We start from the raw sequence: 20265 nt of genomic DNA on the forward strand, positions 1-20265 counted from the left end.
GACGAGAGCTGAATTCCCGCGGTACCACTCTAAGTAAACGGTCCATGCGCCAGCACGGCATCCGTTTCCCTTGAAGCCTGTAACGGCGGCTAACCGGACCTCTCTACTCCGCACCCATCATGCGGTTATCGTTCAAAAGGCCATCTCCCGGGTGCGCTTCATGAAGGCGCGGCATACCGGCTTCCACCATCCCCGGCTCGCTTGATGCCCTGACGCTTCACTACTCTCCCGTTCCATGACGTTCAATTTTCAATAGTATACACGGGGGACAGCAAAGAATGCAACACCCCAATTTTCTGCCGCAGGATTGCCTGTTCATGGTTACCTCTTATGCATCCTGTGCCCGTTGGCAGGAATCACCGGGTCGGCATACGGCCAAATCGTTCATTTCCAGCAGCTCGATAAACTTGGCCAGCCTTGGCAGCAGCGGCTCCGCCTGCTCGCCGAACCGGGCATGGAGCTTGCCTGCGATATCCGCCACCGAGTGGGAACCGTCGCAGCAGGCGGCCACTTCACTGCCCAGCGCATCCAGCCGGATTTGGACGACCGCCGGCTGCTTCAGCCATTTGACCGACTGGCGGGCCAGCCATCCCTCCCGCGGCACGGACAACGTCACGATCCCTTCGTTCTTTTCTGCCGTCACCTTCGAATGCAGCACCGGAACCAAATCCAGCAAGTTGATCGGTATTTCCGCGGCGTCCTTCCGCTGTTTCCGGTAGCCCAGCATGTTGCTACACCTCCCGCTTCGTCACGACGGACTCTTTCTTTTGCCGGAGAGAGATCCAGGCCAGCATCACAACGACAAGCAGGAAAATGACCAGCGGAAGCACATTGCTGGAGACCAGAACGTCTCCCGGAATCGGAACGCCGAGCCAGATCAGGATCGCAATGATCACCCCGATCAGCGATTCTCCGGCGATCAGGCCCGAAGCCAGCAGCGTCCCCGTTTCCACCCTAGCTTTGAGCAATCCGGCGTCCTTCCGTGATCGCCATTCCACAAACCAGCGAACGATACCGCCGACCATGATCGGGGTGCTAACATGAATCGGCAGGTAGATGCCGACCGCTACGGTCAGCGAGTTGAGACCCAAGAACTCGAACACAACCGCCGAAGCCGCACCGATAAAAATCAGCTCCCACGGCAAATTGTTCGACATGATCCCTTCCACAATCAGCCGCATCAATACGGCCTTCGGCGCAGGAAGCTGCTCGGATCCGAGTCCGTAGCTTTCGTTCAGTACCGACAGAATGAAGCCGATCACCAGACCGGATACGAGTACGCCGATCATCATCGCCACCTGCTGCTTCCAAGGCGTCCCGCCCACCAGGTAACCTGTTTTCAAATCCTGGGAAATGTCCCCAGCCACAGCCAACGCGACGCAGACGATCGCTCCAACCGTCAGTGCGGCGATCATCCCGCCCATACCTGATAACCCGGTCATTTTAAAAATAAACGTTACGATGAGCAGCGTCGCAATCGTCATGCCGGACACCGGTGAGGAGGAGCTGCCTACCAGGCCGACAATCCGGGAAGCGACCGTTACGAACAAAAAGCCGAAAATGGCGATGGCTATCGCGCCAATGATCCCCACGTCGGTCAGCGGGGCAAACGCGATGATAATGACAAGAAGTGCAATCATGATCGTCACCCAAAAGCCGGGAATGTCAAACTGGGTGCGGTCCAGCGTCACCTTCTGCTCGTTTCGTTTGCTCAAGCCGGACAAAGTCGCCGCCAGCGAACTGAACAGCATGGGCAGGGTTTTGACCAGCGTAATCAATCCCCCTGCCGCCACAGCGCCCGCGCCAATGTAGCGGATGTAGCCTTCCCAGATGCCCCAGGCGTCCAGCTGCGGAATCGGTGCTTCGGCCGGTGACAGCACAGCCTGTGCGCCTCCGCCGAAAAATCCGATCATCGGAATCATCACGAGCCAGGCCATGATCCCACCGGCAAGCATCTGCCCCGAAATCGCCGGACCGATAATGTAGCCAACGCCAAGCAGCGCAGGGTATGTATCCATGCCGATGACCGCGTTTTTAAACCGGTAAATGCCGGTTTCGATCTCGGTCTTGAACCACTTGAAGCCATCACCCAGCGCTTTCACCAGCCCGCCGGCGATAAATCCGTACAGCACCATTTTTGCGCTCTTGCCGCCGGTTTCTCCCGATATGAGCACCTCGGCACAGGCGGTGCCTTCCGGGTAAGGAAGCGTCTGATGCTCGTTGACGATCAGCAGCCGCCGCAGCGGGATCATCATCGCGACGCCCAAAAATCCCCCGACGAGCACGATGAAGCTGACGGTTCCGATGCCCGGGACTTGATTCCACATATACAGGGCAGGCAGGGTAAAGATCGCCCCGGCTGCCACCGCCTCGCCCGCCGTCGTCATCGTTTGCACGATATTGTTTTCCAGAATCGATTTTCGTTTAAACAATCCTCGCAGGACACCGAGCGATATGACGGCGGCTGGAATGGATGCGCTGACCGTCAGCCCGATTTTAAGTCCCAGGTAGGCGTTGGCAGCCGCAAATACAACCGCCAGGATGATGCCCAGAATGACGGCCAGCACCGTAAGTTCCGGCAGCGTTCTGGATGCAGGTATGTAGGGGATGAAACTTGAAGATTCCTTGGTCTTTTGCTTGTCCATGTTGTTCTCCCTTCTGCCGATACAGGTTGTAGTAACCATCCATATGTTACCCGGATCCATGGAAAAACAATCGCATAGACGGATGTGTAACCCTGAAACGAAAAAAGCCTGACCGCCGGGTCATCCCCCGGCAATCAGGCAGTCGTTCAATGCTGTATAATGATCGGTCAGGCCGCGACGAGCATTTGACGGCAGGCTTCGGCGCAGCGGCGGCAGGCCTCGGCGCATGCTTGGCAGTGATCGTGCTCGTGCTTGCTGCATTCTTCGGCGCACGCTTCGCAGGCCGTGATGCACAGCTCGCAGATCTGCGTCACAAACGGGCTATGGCGAAGCATCGACTGCGCCGCCAAATCGCAAATATCCGCGCATTCCCGGTCCAGACGGATGCATTCACGCAGCATGGCGAGCTCATACTCCTTCAGACTGGACACATAACACACATTACAGGCATTCATGCACTGCAAACAGGCTTCGATACAATCCTTGTACTGTTGTTCCTGATTCATCATGATCGATCTACCTCCCGTGATTGATTGCTCTGCACATCTATTAACCGTTTGGGAGGCGTTATAACCAGGAAAATTCAGTCTGTCTCCCGCAGCCCGCCTTGTTCGAGGCTGAGCAGAGCCTGTTCGAGCTCACTCCGCGAAAAGTGCTCGCCGATGAAAACCGCAACATCCGGAACATTTCCCTGCGGTGTGATTTTCATAAAATCGGACTCCCGGAAGGCATATTGGAATAGGAAGCGGCTGGCCGTATCGCTGAAGGTAAGCACACCTTTGGCCCGGTACACGTCCCGCGGAAGATTGGCGATCAACCGTTCAAAGGCCAGGCTCTCAACGGGACCTTTAAAATAATGGGTGTAAACCATAACATGGTCATGTGATTCATGGGCATGTGATTCATGGTTGTGCGATTCATGGGTATGATGCGGGTGGTGCAAAGGTTCCGATTCCCCGCCATGATTCGAAGCCGATTCAGCGTGCGGTTCGGCGTTCTGCTCCCGGCCATTTTGCGGTACAAGCTCTCCCGGAGCCTGCTTGCTCTCGTTGTCCGCCGCGCGAGTCCAGTCTGCCTTGACTCCTCCCAGAGCATCAAGCAGCGCCGGGATGTCCACCCGGCACCGGACCGCCTTCCACACCCCAGCGTATCCGTTCCACCGTTCAACAATGCTTTGCAGCAGGCCCTCCTCCTCTTCTGTGACCCTGTCCATTTTATTCAGGATCAATGCCGATGCACAGCGGATCTGCTCCTGCATGAGCCGGTAGGTTTTGCCCTTCTGGACGTTGTAAAGCTCCAGCAAGTGAGCGGAGTCCACGACCGTCATGATGCCCCTCAGGTCGATCGGCAAATAGAGAGCTGCCTCGGACACCCCCTCCAAAATTTCCATCGGATTGGCGATGCCCGTCGCTTCGACCACGATGACATCCGGTGCCTCGCGCTGGATCAGACCGGCGATTTCCCCGCTCAAGTCCCCGCGGATCGAGCAGCAGATGCAGCCGCTCAGCATTTCCGTCATCGGGACCTGCTCCTGCACCTGCAGCCCGTCGAGGTTCACGTCACCAACCTCGTTCATGATGACGGCCGGCAGCAATCCCTCGCCTTGCCAATAATCTATCAGCTGCTGCAGTAATGTCGTTTTTCCGCTACCGAGAAATCCGGACAATATGTAAATTGGCGTCGTTTGGCTCATAAGATATCTCCTCCGTTATCCTTCCTTGCATGACTAGCACAGTGTACTACAGCACCCAGCACTGCCGCAAGGCACTCCGTTTCCCCTCCCCTGCCGCCCCCTGTAGCTTTCCACTGCTAAGTCACTGCCGTTGTCACCATCAACTTGCAAGGCATTCTGGAAAAGACTATCCTAGTGAAATAGCCAGAAAAGATCGAAGGAGTTGATAACGTATGAACATGAAGTCAGTGGACGAGCATCGAAGCCAGGCACCCGCGACCGTGTCCTGCATGGTCGTGACCGTCTCGGATACCCGTACCAAAGAAACTGATACCGGCGGACAGCTGATGATCTCTCTGCTGGAGGAAGCGGGCTACCGGATTGCCGATTATACCATCGTGACGGACGATTACGAGGGAATCCGCGAGCTGGTGCACGCAGCGTCAGCGCGTCCGGATGTCGAGGCTCTGCTGCTCACCGGGGGAACCGGCATTTCGCCGAGAGACACGACGTACGAGGCGGTCTCTTCCCTGCTGGACAAGGAAATGCCCGGCTTTGGAGAAATATTCCGGTATCTGAGTTATACGGAGGATATCGGAGCGGCAGCGATCCTGAGCCGGGCCATCGCCGGTACGGTCGGTAAGACCGCCGTCTTTTCTATGCCGGGGTCCAGAGAGGCCGTCAAGCTGGCGTTGGAAAAGATCATCGTGCCGGAGCTCCGGCATGTCATGCGGGAAATTTACAAGAAGGAATAGTCTGCGGGTGAACGCAAACACAAAAATGCCGGACTCATCGCGGATGAGCCGGCATTTCGTTTTTTCCCTGAAATTACTTCATCCGTTCGATCAGGGAATTAAACACCTTTTTTACTTCCGGGTCGTATTTGCCTTTCTCTTTGCCGGAGGACGTGTAAATCAGCGAAGCGGTAGAATAGTTATAGATGACCGTCCGGGACCGCGGCGTATCGATCAATTTTTGGTCACCGTACCAGTTATGAATCCGCTCGATCCGCTCCGCTTCGTTTGAAAAGACATGCAGCGTAATATACTGCAGCGGATTGCCGGCGATCATGTACATATAACTGATATTGCCTCTTCCGTCCTCCGCGTACATCTCATGGGTTAGAGGGACCCCTTCATGCCCGAACTGAATCTGCATCTCCTTCAGAAACTTGCCGTTCAGCCCTTTGCCCTGGGATTGCGCCCGAAGGTTTCCCTCCGAATAAGACTGCATATTATATAGTTTCGTTTCCTTTTTGACGACTTCATGCGAATCGCATCCGGCCATGGCGGCTGTAACCAGCACACCGGCCAGAACTCCCGCTACCCGTTTCTTCATGATGGTTCATCCCTTCCAGATTCCTGTTGCCGATTGTAGCGGCACTAAGCTGATATAGGGTTAGAATGCCATCAAAGCAAACGGTTTATGCAGCGCGGTTCACTCGGACTAAGATTCCAAGCGGAGCAGCGTTCGTCCCACAGCTTTTCCTCGCAGAATAGCCTCCAGGACGTCCGGAAGGTCGCTCAATCCGCATTCGGTTAATCCTTGAGACAAAGCCGTCTCCGGCTTCCACGCCGATCCGAGCAGCTTCCAGACCCGGCTCCGGGTTTCCATCAGACAGAACACGGAATCGATCCCGAACAGGTTAATGCCGCGCAGGATAAAAGGATGAACCGTACTGTCGAAAGCCGTTCCTCCGGTCAATCCGGAAAGGGCGATGCTGCCGCCGTATTTAACGCTTTTCAGCAGCGTCCCCAGCTGTGGACCGCCGACAGGGTCGACCACGCCGGCCCATCGGCTCTTGGACAGCACGCCTTGAACCGGGGCGGATATCTCTTCCCTCCCGACCACGGCGCTCGCCCCGAGCCCTGTGAGCCATTCCTTCTGGGCTTCCAGCTTGCCTGTGCTGGCAGTCACTTGATATCCGAGCCGCGACAATATGCTGACGGCAAAGCTGCCGACACCGCCCGTCGCTCCGGTTACCAGCACTTCCCCGCTGTCCGGCGTGAGGCCGCTCCGGATCAACGCGTCCACTGACAAGGCGGCGGTAAACCCGGCCGTCCCGATTCCCATAACCTCACGCATGCTGAGTCCCTCCGGAAGGTGTACGAGCCAATCTCCTTTAAGGCGGGCGTATTCGCTGAATCCTCCAAAGTGGTCGGTCCCTACACCGTACCCCGTGCACAGCACCTGGTCCCCTGGCTTAAACGCCGGGTGCTCCGAATGCGTGACTTCGCCAGCAAGGTCAATGCCCGGCACCATCGGATACCTGGAGACGACCTTCCCATCAGGCAAGCTTGCCAATCCGTCCTTGTAATTCACTCCTGAATAATGAACGCGGATCGTTACATCACCCGGCGGCAGCTGATCTTCGTTCAGCGTTTCGATCCCGCTCCGGAATCCGCCATTCTCGTCTTTTCGGACCATAAATGCCTGAAACTTTTCCATATGCGTCGTCCCTCCTTAAGATTGTCCATATTATACCGCTGTACGTGGTCCCTTTCAAAATACAAGACGCAACCCGATGCCCTGCCCCCTCCCAGTACCAAATAGTTCATGGCATGAAATGTTGGGAGCTTGGCATGGATAAGCCAGTCATCAACCTACCGTGCGATCGACAACTGTCGAACCATCGGGAAGTGTATCGGAGTATGCCTGATTCTGCGCTTTCCCGAGAAATAATGCCCTGCTTCCCACCCTAAATATCCGCACGAGAAGAACCCGTCTCGATATTATTATTGGTTAAGCGGTAAGACTGACGGACTCCAGATACTAATACAGTCTAATATATAAAAAAAGGGGCGACCCTTGGTCCCCCCTCATCGGCTCGTTCCGCAGCTACTCATCCTGCTGCATATATTCGGCCACCATCTTTTGCTTCAAGTCCCATACTTTCTCGCTGATATTGATGCGGTAAATTTCCGGGTTCAACTTGCGTAAGTATTCCGGCCAAAATAAATCCATCTGCTCCCGGTGGTATTCCCGGATTTCATCCAGCGACGGCAGTTTGTACACCAGCAGGCCGTTCTCGAAAACCGGTGTGAGCATTTCGATGGCATCATAGTTTTTTACGTATTTCTGCAAGTACGGATGCTGCGGATTAAACAGCTTCAGACGGAGGCCGTCATGCGGCTTCTCCTCGCCAGGGAAGGCGATGTAATCTGCCGTCGCTTTCCCGCTGACCCGGTCCACGATCCGGTAGACGTCCTTTTTGCCCGGCGTCGATACTTTTTCGGGATTGCCCGATATTTTGATCGTCGGAACCATCTCGCCCTTAATCTCGCGTTCCACAAGCTTATAAACACCGCCCAGCGCCGGCTGGTCGGCCGCCGTAATCAGCTGGGTGCCTACGCCCCACGTATCGATCCGCGCCCCTTGCGCCTTCAAGTTAAAAATGGTGTTCTCGTCGAGGTCATTCGAGGCCACGATCTTCACATAGTTCAATCCGGCCTGATCGAGCATCTCGCGCGCTTTGATCGACAAGTACGCTAGATCACCGCTGTCCAGGCGGATGGCGTTCATCTTCTTGCCCATCGCCTCCAGCTTCTTGGCTGTTTCGATCGCATGCGGCACACCGCTCTTGAGCGTGTCGTACGTGTCCACGAGGAGCGTCACTTGATCCGGCATGACCTTGGCATAGACGTCGAACGCCGCCTGTTCGCTTTCAAAGGTCTGCACCCATGAATGGGCATGCGTTCCTTTTGTCGGGATACCGAACTTCTCTCCAGCGAGCATGTTGGAGGTTGCGTGAAAACCGGCCACATAAGCGGCCCGTGCCCCCCATACCGCCGCATCGGCTTCCTGCGCACGGCGCGTGCCGAATTCGAGCAAAATATCGTCGCCGGCGACCTGCTTGATCCGTGACGCCTTCGTGGCAATCAGCGTCTGGAAGTTCATGAAATTGAGCAGCGCCGTTTCCACCAGCTGGGCTTCCATAATGGTGCCTTCCACGCGGACCAACGGTTCGTTCGGAAAGACGAGCGCGCCTTCCTTCATCGAGTGCAGTGTGCCGCAAAACCGGAACTGCTTTAATTCCTCCAAAAACGCCGAATCGTAATTCTCTTCCTGCTCGGATAAATACTTAATATCCTCATCGGTAAACCGGAGATTGGCTATGTAATGCACGATACGCTCCAGGCCGGCAAAAACCGCATACCCGTTTCCGAAGGGAAGCTTGCGGAAGTAAGCCTCGAACACCGCTTTTTGCCGGTGCGAGCCGTTCACCCAATGCGCGTACATCATGTTGATTTGGTATTTATCCGTGTGTAAGGCCAGACCCATCGTCTGCATCCCTAGTTCCTCCTTGCTGATACGCCTGTCATATCAGGCAGGCCCGGTGTCCCGGGCCATCGTATTTACTGCTCTGCTCCTTTGACAACCTGCGCACCCAAACTGTTTTTAAAATGCTGCAATGCCCACGTATGCCCATCCGGGTTGAAGCTGGCTACAGCGTCTTCGTACACCGTAATGCCGAAGCCCTTATTGTACGCCTCTACAGCGGTGTGCAGCACGCAAATATCGGTGCATACCCCGATCAGATGCACTTCGGTGATGCCGCGCTCCCTCAATTTGAGTTCGAGATCCGTTCCGCAAAAAGCGCTGTACCGCGTTTTGTCCATCCAGTAAATCGCATCGCGATGGTCGTTGTATACCTTCTCCAACGGGCCGTACAGTTCTCTTCCCTGCGTGCCGCGAAGGTTGTGGGGAGGAAACAGCTTCGTCTCCGGATGATGAGGATCGTCCTTCTCATGCAGATCCACAGCCATGACGACCCAGTCGCCGCGATCGATGAAGTCTTTAGTGATGGCGGCTACCGCCGGCGCGATATCTACCGCAGGCTGGCCTACAGGCAGGCTTCCGTCGACAAAATCATTCGTAAAATCGATAACGATCAGTGCTTTCATCTACCTTCACTCCCTTAGGTATAAATGGACAGCAGCGGTACGTAATCGGTGAACCGGTACAGTTGTGCCGGTCGCTGGGAATACTGGTTGGAGCTCAGCGGCTTTCCGTTCTCGTCGCGTACTTCTTCGAGGATCCCCTGCCGGCTGCGCGTAGACGTAATTTTACGGATAAAATTCGGCTCGCTGAATTCCGGAACGACGGTCTGGATGACCTGGTACAGCTCGCTTAACGTAAACTGCTCGGGCAAAAATTGCCGCGCAATCGTGGAATGCAGCATCTGCTGCTGAATCCGGTGGTACGCATCCTGGATGATTTCCCGGTGGTCAAAGGCCAGCTCCAGCTCATTCAGCACCTCATCGATGCCGAACAGGCCAACCTCGCCGGCATCGTCCGCCGCCTGTCTGCTCTCCAGCATCCATTCTTCCACCAGAGCGAAGAAGGCGTTGCTGATAATCCAGCCGCGCGGGTCTCTTCCCGGCTTGCTGTATACGCCTAAATACTCGAGGTGTCCACCGTCGACGCCGGTTTCTTCCTTGAGCTCACGCTTCGCCGCGTCGTAAATCGATTCGCTTTCCTGGCAGAATCCTCCGGGCAGCGCCCACATCCCTGCGAACGGCCACGACTTCCGGCGGATCAGCATGACCTTGAGCTCTCGGATCGGCAGCGTTTTGGTCACGGTCTTGCGCTCGCGCTTGGTTAGCGTAAACATCACAATGTCCGCGGGTACACCGTCAGGCGTGCGGTACTTCTTCGGGGAGTACCCCATCTCCTCGGCGGTCTTCTCTTTCGGTCTGCCGCTTGCTTTCTCATTTTCAGTCATCTTATCACCACATAACATCTTTTTGATACTTTCATTATGAACTATAGATAAAAAAAGTCAAGTCATTCTGTCTATGTTGTGTAAGCCGCGTTCTGATTGTTTGGTCCTGCATAAGAAAGCAAGGATCCCCTAATGGCTACTTGCGGTTTACTACCCGAAACGTAGCCGTCGCCATACAAGCCAGGGTTCCTTCACTGTCGTTAATTTTTGCTTCGGTGACGAGAGACCGGCCCGCTTCGTGCAGCACCTTGGCCGTCACCGTTAATCTCCCCGGAACCATCGCATTCATAAAGTGTACGTTAATGTCGGTAGTAACGCAGCTGTCGATATTTTTAACCGCCGTCGCTACCATCCCCATCGCCTGGTCCATCAAGGATGTCAGCACGCCCCCATGGATGATGCCCATGGAATTGGTGTGGTGCTGCTTGGCATCGAGCGCAATGACCACTTCTTCCTTGTTTGCGGATACCAGCTCGCAGCCGAGATACGCCCAGAACGAATCCTGTCCCCGGGCCACCATTTGTTCCAATGCGTTCATTGTCGTCTCCCCCATGCTGTCATTTTTCGCGTACTGCCCCAGCATCCTTTGCCGGAGGAGCCGCCTTCGTTGCTCTATGTTGTCAGCGATAACTGTTTACGTTCATGTTTAACCAAATTCGTCTGCTCTATCCCATATGTCGGCTGAATAACCTGCAGCCTGGCTTGAGTTCCCGCGTTTCCCGATGACGAAAAATAACCCCACAGCGGCGTGGGGCCTTCGCTCCGATGTTATTCTGGTACTCAGCGAAACCACGAAAGCCATGCGATCTGCATTTGAAAAAAAGGCGCGGACGTCTCGTCCGCAGCCTTGTAAAGGTTAGCCGCAGCTGGAAGGAGGCGCTTCCGTTCCCGCTTCCACGTTGACCTTTTCCGACACCGTATCATGGATGACGGAAATGACCAGCTGCAGCAAATAGTTAATATCGCTTTGGCTTTGCTGAAATTCGTTCACGAGAGGAATCGCATCGATCTCATCCTGCAGCGCTTCGATTTCCTTCTCGATTTTGGCAACCATTTCCTGATTTTGGAAGGATTCGAAGGCCACGATCTCTTTCTGCTTCTTCTTGATGGTAGCAATGAGGCTTTGTACGCGCTCATGATTGCGGATTTTCTCCTCCGCCTTCTGGAATTGCTGCACTTCTTCACTTCCGGAAATCAGTTCGGCCAGTTCCTTGGCCTTGGACATAATATCGTCGCGGATCACAAGATCCTTCGTATCATAGGACATCATGCCGTATTTATTGATATGACCCTTCTCCATCTCGGTTCAATACCCCTATTCTGTTATGGAATTTACTGAGTTATCGCTGCCTCGGCCTGCGGCACATCCACGACTTCGCCTTTGATGTACCACGTCATCGCATCCGTAATTTTGACGTTTACGAAGCTGCCGATCAATTCCTTGCTGCCTTCAAAATGGACAAGCTTGCTGGTGCGGGTTCTTCCCGCCAGGATGGAGGCGTTGTTTTTGCTCTCGCCTTCCACCAGTACCTCGACGATCTGCCCGCGAAGATTTTCGTGACTTTTGCGGCTGTACTCCTCAATCGTTCGGTTCAGGCGCTGCAGCCGCTCGCTCTTCACTTCCATGGTCACATTGTCTTCCATGACGGCCGCCGGCGTACCTTCCCGAGGGGAATAAATAAAGGTGTACGCCGAGTCAAACCCGACTTCGCGCACCAGGCTCAGCGTATCCTCGAACTGCTCTTCGGTTTCGCCCGGGAAGCCGACGATGATGTCGGTCGTCAGCACCAGTCCTGGCACGGTTTCCTTCAGCTTCCGAACCAGCTCCAGGTAAATTTCGCGGGTGTACTTCCGGCCCATGATTTTGAGAATTTCGTTGTTGCCCGACTGCACCGGCAAATGGATATGCTCAACGAGGTTGCCCCCTTTGCCGAGGACCTCCACCAGATGATCGTCGAAGTCGCGCGGATGCGACGTTGTAAACCGGACGCGCGGGATATCGATTTTGCGGATATCGTCCATCAGGTCGGCAAACGTGTACCGGATATCGTCAAAATCCTTTCCGTAAGCGTTCACGTTCTGGCCGAGAAGGGTAACCTCCTTGAAGCCCTGGCGCGCCAAATCGCGAACCTCGGCGATCACGTCTTCCGGCCGGCGGGAGCGCTCCTTGCCCCGGGTAAACGGAACGATACAGTATGTACAGAACTTGTCGCAGCCGTACATAATGTTGACCCACGCCCGCAGTCCTTCACGCTTCTTCGGCAGGTTCTCAATGATGTCGCCTTCCTTGGACCACACTTCCACGACCATCTCTTTGCTGAACAGCGCTTCCTTGATGAGCATCGGCAGCCGGTGAATATTGTGCGTACCGAAGATCATGTCTACGAAGCCGTGCTTCTGCATTATCCGGTTGACGACGCCTTCTTCCTGAGACATACAGCCGCAAACGCCAAGCAGCATATCGGGCTTCTCCGTCTTCAGGTGCTTGAGATGGCCGAGCTCGCCGAACACTTTGTCTTCTGCATTCTCACGGATGGCGCATGTGTTCAGCAGAATGATGTCAGCTTCCTTGCGGTCTTCGGTAGCGGTGTAGCCCATCATCTCCAGCATGCCCTTGATCGTCTCGGAGTCATGCTCGTTCATCTGGCAGCCGAACGTGTACACGATATAATGCTTCCCTGCTCCAATCCCTTGAAGCTCTTCCGGCACCGCGTTCTCATACAGCACTTGAACGTCTTCCTTGCGCCGTTTCTTGCTTTGTCTATGGTTAGGCTCCGAAATAATATGAATCTCACGGCCCTTGATCCGGATCTTCTTTCCGAATTCGTCCTCTGACAGAACTTTGGCATCGGAGAAATCAAAATATTTGGAGTAATCCTTCGTTTCCTTCGCCATGCTGTTGACCACTCCTTTAATCCAGGGATCCCCTGTTAAACGACATTCTAATAAATTATAGCATGAACCTAATGGCATATCTACTGATTGCCGGGACTTCCATCTATGTATAAGCATAGCCGAATCGTTGCATCGAAAGACATCTTTCGTGCATCACGCCACTGATTGAACAACAAAAAAACGGAGGATCGCTCCCCCGTTCTACAGGCCTGCCGGCCTGGTAAGTCGTTGTTAGTCAATGATTTCAGCCGTATCTCCGGTTTTGGCGCCAGCTGCGTTGGCCTCGTCCGTGTCGATATGCATGTCGAGCGCAAACGAATCGGATACGCGCGCAATGACGTTTTCAAACACCAGTCCGCGCTCGCCGCCGATGCGCACTTTCAGATGCTGCTTGTCGGCAATGCCCCAGCCTTCCGCGTCGCTCGTGTGAAAATGGATATGACGAGCAGCAACGATCACGCCCTTCTCCAGTTCGATCTCGCCTTGCGGACCTTTTACCTTGATGCCTGGGGTTCCTTCAATATTTCCGGACTCACGGACCGGAGCTTTTACGCCGATGGCGAAAGAATCCGTACGGGAAATTTCCAGCTGGCTTGCCGAACGGGCAGGCCCTAAAATTCTAACCTTATCAAATTGACCCTTCGGACCGATAACGGCCACCGTTTCATTGGCGGCGAATTGTCCGGGTTGGGATAGCGGTTTAAATTCGGTCAGCTGATAGCCTTGACCAAACAAAGCTTCAATATGTTCTTGGGTAAGATGGATATGTCGTGCGGACACGCCTACAGGTACAGTTTTACTCACGTGGATCACTCCTTAAATTTTCTCTATGTTCTGTACAGGCCAGACTCATTATACATCCTTTTACCCAAAAAAGAAAAAGACGTCACCGCTTTCATTCCAACTTTCATGCATTTCCTGCCATTCTGCTACAAGATTGTCAAAATGTCTGCTCCGTATTGCCAAAACATGGTTTAATTCACTCGAATCAAACCGGTTTAGCCGGAAGATGCCTGCTCAGAAAAGAGAGTGCATTGCCCGACATCCATCCTTTGACCAGATCCTCCGGATAGCGGGCAAGCAGCAGATCGATAAAGGCCGGATAGCGTCCGGGATGCTCCAAATCCTGAATCCAAGTTTCCGTCAAAATCGGAGCCGAACATGAGCATGTTACCCGCTCCCTGCTCGCACATCCGCTCAATATGGGGGAAAACATCTGCAGGAACGACCGGCCCTGGACCTTCTTTTACAAAATACGGCACAAACGTAATCCCGATGCGCCCGTCCATCGCTGCGATTGCCCGGATCTGCTCATCGTTCAAATTACGGGGATGCGGGCACACCGTCTTTGCGTTGGAGTGGGAAGCGATAAACGGCCGTTTCGATCGTTCGGCCAGTTCCCAAAACCCGGCCTCCGATAAATGGGATACGTCCAGCAGCAAACCGGTTTCGTTGCACAGCTCAATGAGCTGTTTCCCTTTTTCGGTAAAGCCTCCCTTGCGCTTCTCCATCACGCCGTCGGCGGCCCAGTTCGCATGATTCCACGTAATCCCAAGGAACCGCACGCCCAGATCATAGCACACTTTGACATAAAATAAGTTTCCCTCGAATCCGTCGGCGCCCTCCACGGACAGCAGTCCCCACGGCTGAAGAGCGTGGCTTTGACCCGAGTGCTGCTCCGCCGCCTTCACGGCATGCTCCAGCGAGGCTGCGTCTTCTCTCCATTTCATCCACCGGACGCCTTCCGCCGCGGGAACGACGCGGGAGGTAAACACGTCAATCTGATCCAATATATGCTCAAAGCGGGGTATCCCCCGTTCCTCGGACAAAAAGATAGCGAAGGTTTGCAGCGCCACCCCTCCTTCCTGCAGACGCTTGTAGGTCACATCCAGCATCGGATCGTCCGCAAAGGAGAGGCTTTTATCCTTCACCATTTTACTTAATACATCACAATGATAATCCACCACCGGAATTGTCATGCTTATGCCTCTCCTTTCCGCGGTACGCAAGCAAAAAAACCTGTCTATCCCATATAAACTGAATCAAAGTCCGGGTACTCGCCGAGCACCTCTAATCCGGCTTCATTCAGCTTATATCAATAAACAGGTTTCATCAAATGATGGCATATTCTGCCATTTCCCTTATCTGGGCTCTACGATCAGCTTGATCGCCGTTCGGTCTTCCCCGTCAATAACGATATCCGTAAAGGCTGGAATACAAATCAAGTCTACTCCGCTGGGTGCTACAAATCCCCGGGCAATGGCTACCGCTTTAATCGCTTGATTGAGTGCGCCTGCTCCGATGGCTTGCAGTTCAGCCGCCCCGCGTTCACGAAGCACGCCTGCCAGAGCACCGGCAACAGAATTTGGATTGGACTTTGCTGAAACTTTTAATACTTCCATGGTAAGTACCTCCCCTGGGAATGATGATAAGCTTCCACATACTAGATGTTATTCGGGAGTCCGGAAATAATTCCTTCTTTCTGACAATTTTTCAGCCATAAATCCGCCAATAGTCTCAGAGGAAAACTCGGTCAATCCATGATCCAATCGTCTTCGAGAATCCGAATTTTTTCCATTTTCAGCGCCTTGCCGGTTGCATCGTCCAGCTGGACAAATACGCCGTGGAAGTGCCATTTTCCGTTGTCGACCTGGAACCGGACCGGCAGCTGTGTTTTGAATTTGCGGAGTACCGCATCGCGTTCCATGCCTAAAATGCCTTCTCTAGGACCGACCATGCCGGCATCCGTGAGATAGGCCGTTCCGTTCGGTAAAATAGTATCATCATTGCTCTGCACGTGGGTATGTGTTCCTACGACGATCGAAGCACGGCCGTCCAGATGCCAGCCCATGGCGATTTTCTCGGATGTCGCTTCGGCATGAAAATCAACAAGAATGTGCTTGTGCTTCTTGCGGAGCTGGTCGACAATCTCATCGCTGGCCCGAAACGGGCAGTCAATGGCCGGCAGAAACGTACGTCCCTGCAAATTCACGATGGCCAGTTCTTTGCCGTTCGCTTTAATGATCGTATGTCCCAATCCCGGCGTCCCCGGCGGAAAATTGGCCGGTCTCACCATGCGCGGCTCGTCGTCGATAAAGTCAAAAATCTCCTTGTTATCCCACGTATGGTTGCCCAGCGTAATCCCATGGACACCCCAATCGAAAAAGTCTTTGGCAATCGACTGCGTGATCCCTCTGCCGGAAGCGGCATTTTCGCCGTTCGCAATAATGATATGAGGGTTATACTTCGTTTTTAACGACGGCAGCGTCGCTTTAAGCGCCTTTCTGCCTACACTGCCCACGATATCTCCAATAAATAATACGTTAATGTTGGTCTCCTCCTTAAGATGAACAAATATGAAAAGTGGCCCCCAAAGCGGCCACTTTTCATCATTTACATTATTTCGCGTATTCAACCGCGCGAGTCTCGCGGATGACCGTCACTTTGATATGCCCCGGATAATCCAGTTCATTCTCAATCGTCTTCGTAATATCACGAGCCAGCCGGAATGCTTCGGCATCATCGATCTTCTCAGGCTGTACCATAACGCGGACCTCGCGTCCTGCCTGAATCGCGAACGATTTCTCGACGCCTTCGAACGATTCGGAGATTTCCTCCAGCTTCTCCAAACGCTTGATATACGTTTCGAGCGTTTCGCGGCGCGCTCCCGGTCTTGCAGCTGACAAGGCGTCGGCTGCGCCAACCAGCATCGCGATGACCGAAGTTGCCTCTACATCGCCATGGTGGGATGCAATACTGTTGATAACCACCGGATGTTCCTTGTATTTCTTGGCCAGCTCCACGCCGATTTCAACATGTGAGCCTTCCACTTCATGATCCAGCGCTTTACCGATGTCGTGCAGCAAGCCTGCACGCTTAGCCAATACGATATCCTCGCCGAGCTCTCCGGCCATCAGACCGGACAGATAAGCCACTTCCATGGAATGCTTCAGCACGTTCTGACCATAACTGGTGCGGAATTTGAGCCGTCCCAAAATTTTGATCAAATCCGGATGCAGACCATGTACTCCCACTTCGAATGTCGCTTGTTCGCCATACTCGCGAATCCGCTCATCAACCTCTTTACGGGATTTCTCCACCATCTCTTCAATCCGAGCGGGATGAATGCGTCCGTCTGCTACCAATTTCTCCAAAGCGGTCCGGGCAATTTCCCGGCGGATCGGATCAAATCCCGACAAAATTACAGCTTCAGGCGTATCATCAATAATGAGGTCAATACCGGTCAGAGTTTCCAGTGCACGGATGTTCCGGCCTTCACGCCCGATAATCCGTCCCTTCATCTCCTCATTCGGCAGCGTCACCACAGATACGGTGGTCTCCGCCACATGATCTGCAGCGCAGCGCTGGATGGCGAGCGTTACGATTTCACGGGATTTCTTGTCAGCTTCTTCTTTCGCCTGCTGCTCAATATCTTTAATCATTTGAGCGGTTTCATGGCGAACTTCCTGCTCTACATTGCTCAAAATAATGCTTCGTGCGTCTTCCATGGTCAAACTGGAAATGCGTTCCAGCTCCGTGACCTGGCTTTTGTAAATCAAATCGATCTGCTGTTGAGTCTCTTCGATGCGTTTCTCCTTGTTGGCCACTTGCTCTTCTTTACGTTCAAGCGATTCAATTTTTTTATCCAGCGACTCTTCTTTTTGCAACAATCGTCTTTCCTGCCGTTGAATTTCATTTCGACGCTCACGAGTGTCTTTTTCAGCTTCGGTCCGGATTCTGTGTACTTCGTCTTTAGCCTCCAGTACCGTTTCCTTCTTCAGTGCTTCTGCTTCCTTACGCGCGTTTTCCACGATTTGTACAGCAGCTTCTTCAGCACTAGAAATTTTAGCCTCTGCAAGAGATTTGCGAATAAAATATCCAATCACGAACCCCAAGAACAATGCGGCAACAACGAGAACGACCCATAGCCATATAGGCATTCAGTTCACCTCCTCGTTGGTTCCTCCAAGGTATTCCTTGGGATCTTCTACAGTTGTCCATTCATTTCAATTCATCATACGTACTTCAATCATTTTCCATCTGCACAACTTCCCCATGGGAAGGTTGTACAAAACCCGTGCTACCCTAGAGGCGGGATAAGGCGGGGGTAGTTCATATGAATTGGAGAGAAATTAGAATCTTTCATTAAAAAACCTTTTTTTGGAAGGAAAAAAGAGCTTTTTACAGGAATAGATTCATCTTCATTTTAGTATTTGTGAAAAGATATTGTCAAGAGAGGGCATTTCATATTGTGTCAACTTCTTCCTCAGTCGAATGAAAAATATTCCTCTTCATCCTCGGGATAAGCATCCTCCTTGAGCAGCTGGTTGATGACCTTTCGGACCTGTTCTCCGGAGTATCCCCGCCTCATCAAATAAGCCCCCGTTTTACGCTTGCGATCGGCGGCTTCCCCCTTCGTCTGGTTCCATTTCTTGCGGCCGGCTGCCAGGGCTGCTTCAAATTCCTGATCGGAACTGACTTCGGCCAGCGCCTCGGATATAATCGACTTATCGACGCCTTTCTGCTGAAGCTCCTGCCTGATCCAGGCTTTGCCTTTGCGATGGTTCCTGATTCGCTGCTGCGCCCACTGCCTGGCATAGTTTTCGTCGTCCACCAGCCTTTCTTCCACCAGCCGGTTCAGCGCATACTCAATCGATCCCGTTTCGATGCCTTTCTGCCGCAGTTTCATCTCAATTTCCTTGCGTGTCCGCGGCTTCCGCTCCAGCGCCTTTAAGCCTTCGACATAAGCCTGCTGTCGCTCGTCCGCTACGACGATTTCCTCCAGCTCCTGCTTCGTAAAGGCGTTCCCCTTGACCATCCGGTACTTCACGAGGACGTCTTCGTGGACGGAAAGGGTGTAGGGTCCGAACGATATCAAATAACGCCCTCTGGGCTTGGCCAGACGCTCTACCTCCGTGATCCAAAGGGTTTCATCGTCCGGGAACCCGGCCAGTCCTTCATGAATTCCCTGTTCTTCATGGATTCCCTGCTTTTCATGAATCCCTTGCCCTTCCTGATGTTCATGGCTATTTCCTTTTCGCATCTCTCTCACATCCCATCACGTGTTCAATGTAAGTCGTATAACTGAACCGCATTCTTAACGTACTCTCTATATGAGAAAAGACGCCCAGTGACAGGTTATCACCGAGCGTCCTCATTATAGTCTCAATTCATTCACAGAATACGATTTCAAACGATAACCTTATTCTAGCTCTAACAATTCCTGCTCTTCGCGTTCCTCGGCCGCTGCTTCCTCTGCGGTCGGCGCGCTCACCGTCGTCGTCAAATTGCTTGCCTCACGGATCTTGTTCTCGATCGCTTCCGAAATAGGCTGATTTTCTTTCAGGAACTGCTTCGCATTCTCGCGGCCTTGACCCAGGCGCTCGCCTTCATAGGAGTACCAGGCACCGCTCTTATTGACGATATCCAATTCCGTACCGATATCGATAATGCTGCCTTCCTTGGAAATGCCTTCGCCGTACATGATGTCGATCTCCGCCTGCTTGAACGGAGGAGCCACCTTGTTCTTGACGACCTTGATCCGCGTACGGTTACCCACTACATCATTGCCCATCTTGATGCTCTCAATACGGCGTACATCCAGACGAACGGAAGAATAGAACTTCAGCGCACGGCCACCAGGGGTCGTCTCCGGGTTCCCGAACATGACGCCGACTTTCTCACGAAGCTGGTTGATAAAGATCGCAATCGTCTTCGACTTCGCAATCGCACCGGACAGCTTACGCAGTGCCTGGGACATCAGACGAGCCTGCAGACCTACGTGGGAATCCCCCATTTCGCCTTCGATTTCCGCTTTCGGTACGAGCGCGGCAACCGAGTCCACGACGATAATATCAACGGCGCCGCTGCGTACGAGGGCTTCCGCAATTTCCAACGCCTGCTCACCGGTGTCCGGTTGAGACAGCAGCAGCTCGTCAATGTTGACGCCAAGCTTGTTGGCATACGACGGATCAAGCGCATGCTCCGCATCGATGAAAGCAGCTTGTCCACCGACTTTCTGTACTTCAGCGATGGCATGGAGGGCCACCGTCGTCTTACCGGAAGATTCCGGTCCATATACTTCAACAACGCGGCCTCTTGGAAGTCCGCCAATACCAAGTGCTATATCTAGAGCCAGGGAGCCGCTGGGAACAACTTCCACCTGCATATGTGTCGACTCACCGAGTTTCATAATCGAACCTTTACCGAATTGTTTCTCTATTTGACGAAGCGCCATTTCAAGCGCAGCACGACGATCTGACAATAAACTCACATCCTTCACCGTTTATACTATTATGATACCTTGTTTTGGAACGTTTGCCAAGCAT

At 53.4% G+C, this 20265-nt stretch carries 20 protein-coding genes and 1 other annotated feature (1 of these 21 running past the window's edge); of the genes, 1 reads left to right on the forward strand and 19 read right to left on the reverse strand.

From position 1 onward, the window contains the following. Positions 1-245, reverse strand: a binding site (T-box leader); it reaches 6 nt to the left of the window's first position. 83 nt (positions 246-328) lie between these two features. From K2F33_RS28455 to K2F33_RS28470, 4 genes are all read right to left on the reverse strand, one after another. Then, positions 329-727 carry a PqqD family protein gene (locus K2F33_RS28455; protein ID WP_263880236.1) on the reverse strand — a complete coding sequence of 133 codons (399 nt, stop codon included), beginning with the start codon at positions 725-727 and terminating at the stop codon, positions 329-331. Between the two features lie 4 nt (positions 728-731). Beyond that, positions 732-2645 (reverse strand): OPT family oligopeptide transporter, encoded by a 1914-nt coding sequence (locus K2F33_RS28460; protein ID WP_263880237.1) that lies wholly within the window; start codon positions 2643-2645, stop codon positions 732-734. 167 nt (positions 2646-2812) lie between these two features. Then, the gene (locus K2F33_RS28465; protein ID WP_076169531.1) at positions 2813-3151 is read right to left on the reverse strand and encodes a four-helix bundle copper-binding protein; all 339 of its coding nucleotides are present in this window, start codon (positions 3149-3151) and stop codon (positions 2813-2815) included. A 77-nt stretch (positions 3152-3228) separates the two neighbouring features. Continuing rightward, the gene (locus K2F33_RS28470) at positions 3229-4338 is read right to left on the reverse strand and encodes a CobW family GTP-binding protein (protein ID WP_263880238.1); all 1110 of its coding nucleotides are present in this window, start codon (positions 4336-4338) and stop codon (positions 3229-3231) included. 212 nt (positions 4339-4550) lie between these two features. On the opposite strand from K2F33_RS28470, the gene K2F33_RS28475 reads away from it, so the two are divergent. Further along, positions 4551-5072 (forward strand): MogA/MoaB family molybdenum cofactor biosynthesis protein, encoded by a 522-nt coding sequence (locus tag K2F33_RS28475; RefSeq protein WP_263880239.1) that lies wholly within the window; start codon positions 4551-4553, stop codon positions 5070-5072. A gap of 73 nt (positions 5073-5145) precedes the next feature. Here K2F33_RS28475 and K2F33_RS28480 read toward each other — a convergent pair whose 3' ends face one another. The 15 genes from K2F33_RS28480 to recA form a co-directional block, all read right to left on the reverse strand. Further along, entirely contained in the window at positions 5146-5655 is a 510-nt protein-coding gene (locus K2F33_RS28480) for a hypothetical protein (RefSeq protein WP_076167956.1), read from the reverse strand. A 108-nt stretch (positions 5656-5763) separates the two neighbouring features. Beyond that, positions 5764-6765: an acrylyl-CoA reductase family protein gene (locus tag K2F33_RS28485; protein WP_263880240.1), complete on the reverse strand. Its 1002-nt coding sequence runs from the start codon at positions 6763-6765 to the stop codon at positions 5764-5766. A 390-nt stretch (positions 6766-7155) separates the two neighbouring features. Continuing rightward, positions 7156-8607: a nicotinate phosphoribosyltransferase gene (locus K2F33_RS28490; protein WP_076167962.1), complete on the reverse strand. Its 1452-nt coding sequence runs from the start codon at positions 8605-8607 to the stop codon at positions 7156-7158. Between the two features lie 65 nt (positions 8608-8672). Beyond that, the gene (locus tag K2F33_RS28495; RefSeq protein ID WP_251674603.1) at positions 8673-9221 is read right to left on the reverse strand and encodes a cysteine hydrolase family protein; all 549 of its coding nucleotides are present in this window, start codon (positions 9219-9221) and stop codon (positions 8673-8675) included. Positions 9222-9235: 14 nt separating this feature from the next. Then, positions 9236-9988: an NUDIX hydrolase gene (locus K2F33_RS28500; protein WP_076169533.1), complete on the reverse strand. Its 753-nt coding sequence runs from the start codon at positions 9986-9988 to the stop codon at positions 9236-9238. 190 nt (positions 9989-10178) lie between these two features. Next, a complete protein-coding gene (locus K2F33_RS28505) occupies positions 10179-10580 on the reverse strand; it encodes a PaaI family thioesterase (protein ID WP_263880241.1) in 402 nt (133 codons plus the stop codon). A 318-nt stretch (positions 10581-10898) separates the two neighbouring features. Next, positions 10899-11342 (reverse strand): YlbF/YmcA family competence regulator, encoded by a 444-nt coding sequence (locus K2F33_RS28510; RefSeq protein WP_076167971.1) that lies wholly within the window; start codon positions 11340-11342, stop codon positions 10899-10901. Between the two features lie 32 nt (positions 11343-11374). Continuing rightward, entirely contained in the window at positions 11375-12937 is a 1563-nt protein-coding gene (miaB, locus tag K2F33_RS28515) for a tRNA (N6-isopentenyl adenosine(37)-C2)-methylthiotransferase MiaB (protein ID WP_263880242.1), read from the reverse strand. Between the two features lie 231 nt (positions 12938-13168). Beyond that, positions 13169-13741 (reverse strand): phosphate propanoyltransferase, encoded by a 573-nt coding sequence (pduL, locus tag K2F33_RS28520; protein ID WP_076167976.1) that lies wholly within the window; start codon positions 13739-13741, stop codon positions 13169-13171. Positions 13742-13935: 194 nt separating this feature from the next. Continuing rightward, positions 13936-14916 (reverse strand): dipeptidase, encoded by a 981-nt coding sequence (locus K2F33_RS28525; RefSeq protein ID WP_318671450.1) that lies wholly within the window; start codon positions 14914-14916, stop codon positions 13936-13938. A gap of 162 nt (positions 14917-15078) precedes the next feature. Beyond that, entirely contained in the window at positions 15079-15339 is a 261-nt protein-coding gene (locus tag K2F33_RS28530; protein ID WP_006286829.1) for a stage V sporulation protein S, read from the reverse strand. Between the two features lie 131 nt (positions 15340-15470). After that, the gene (locus tag K2F33_RS28535; protein WP_145023162.1) at positions 15471-16265 is read right to left on the reverse strand and encodes a TIGR00282 family metallophosphoesterase; all 795 of its coding nucleotides are present in this window, start codon (positions 16263-16265) and stop codon (positions 15471-15473) included. Between the two features lie 70 nt (positions 16266-16335). Then, positions 16336-17877 (reverse strand): ribonuclease Y, encoded by a 1542-nt coding sequence (gene rny, locus K2F33_RS28540; RefSeq protein WP_076167981.1) that lies wholly within the window; start codon positions 17875-17877, stop codon positions 16336-16338. Between the two features lie 326 nt (positions 17878-18203). Further along, complete coding sequence (locus K2F33_RS28545; protein ID WP_263880243.1) at positions 18204-18980, reverse strand: regulatory protein RecX; 777 nt, start codon at positions 18978-18980, stop codon at positions 18204-18206. 159 nt (positions 18981-19139) lie between these two features. Next, on the reverse strand, positions 19140-20201 hold the full coding sequence (recA, locus tag K2F33_RS28550) for a recombinase RecA (RefSeq protein WP_145021827.1): 1062 nt from the start codon (positions 20199-20201) through the stop codon (positions 19140-19142). Positions 20202-20265 lie beyond the last annotated feature (64 nt).

The organism is Paenibacillus sp. PSB04 (genome assembly GCF_025809195.1).
Lineage (GTDB): Bacteria > Bacillota > Bacilli > Paenibacillales > Paenibacillaceae > Paenibacillus_AQ > Paenibacillus_AQ favisporus.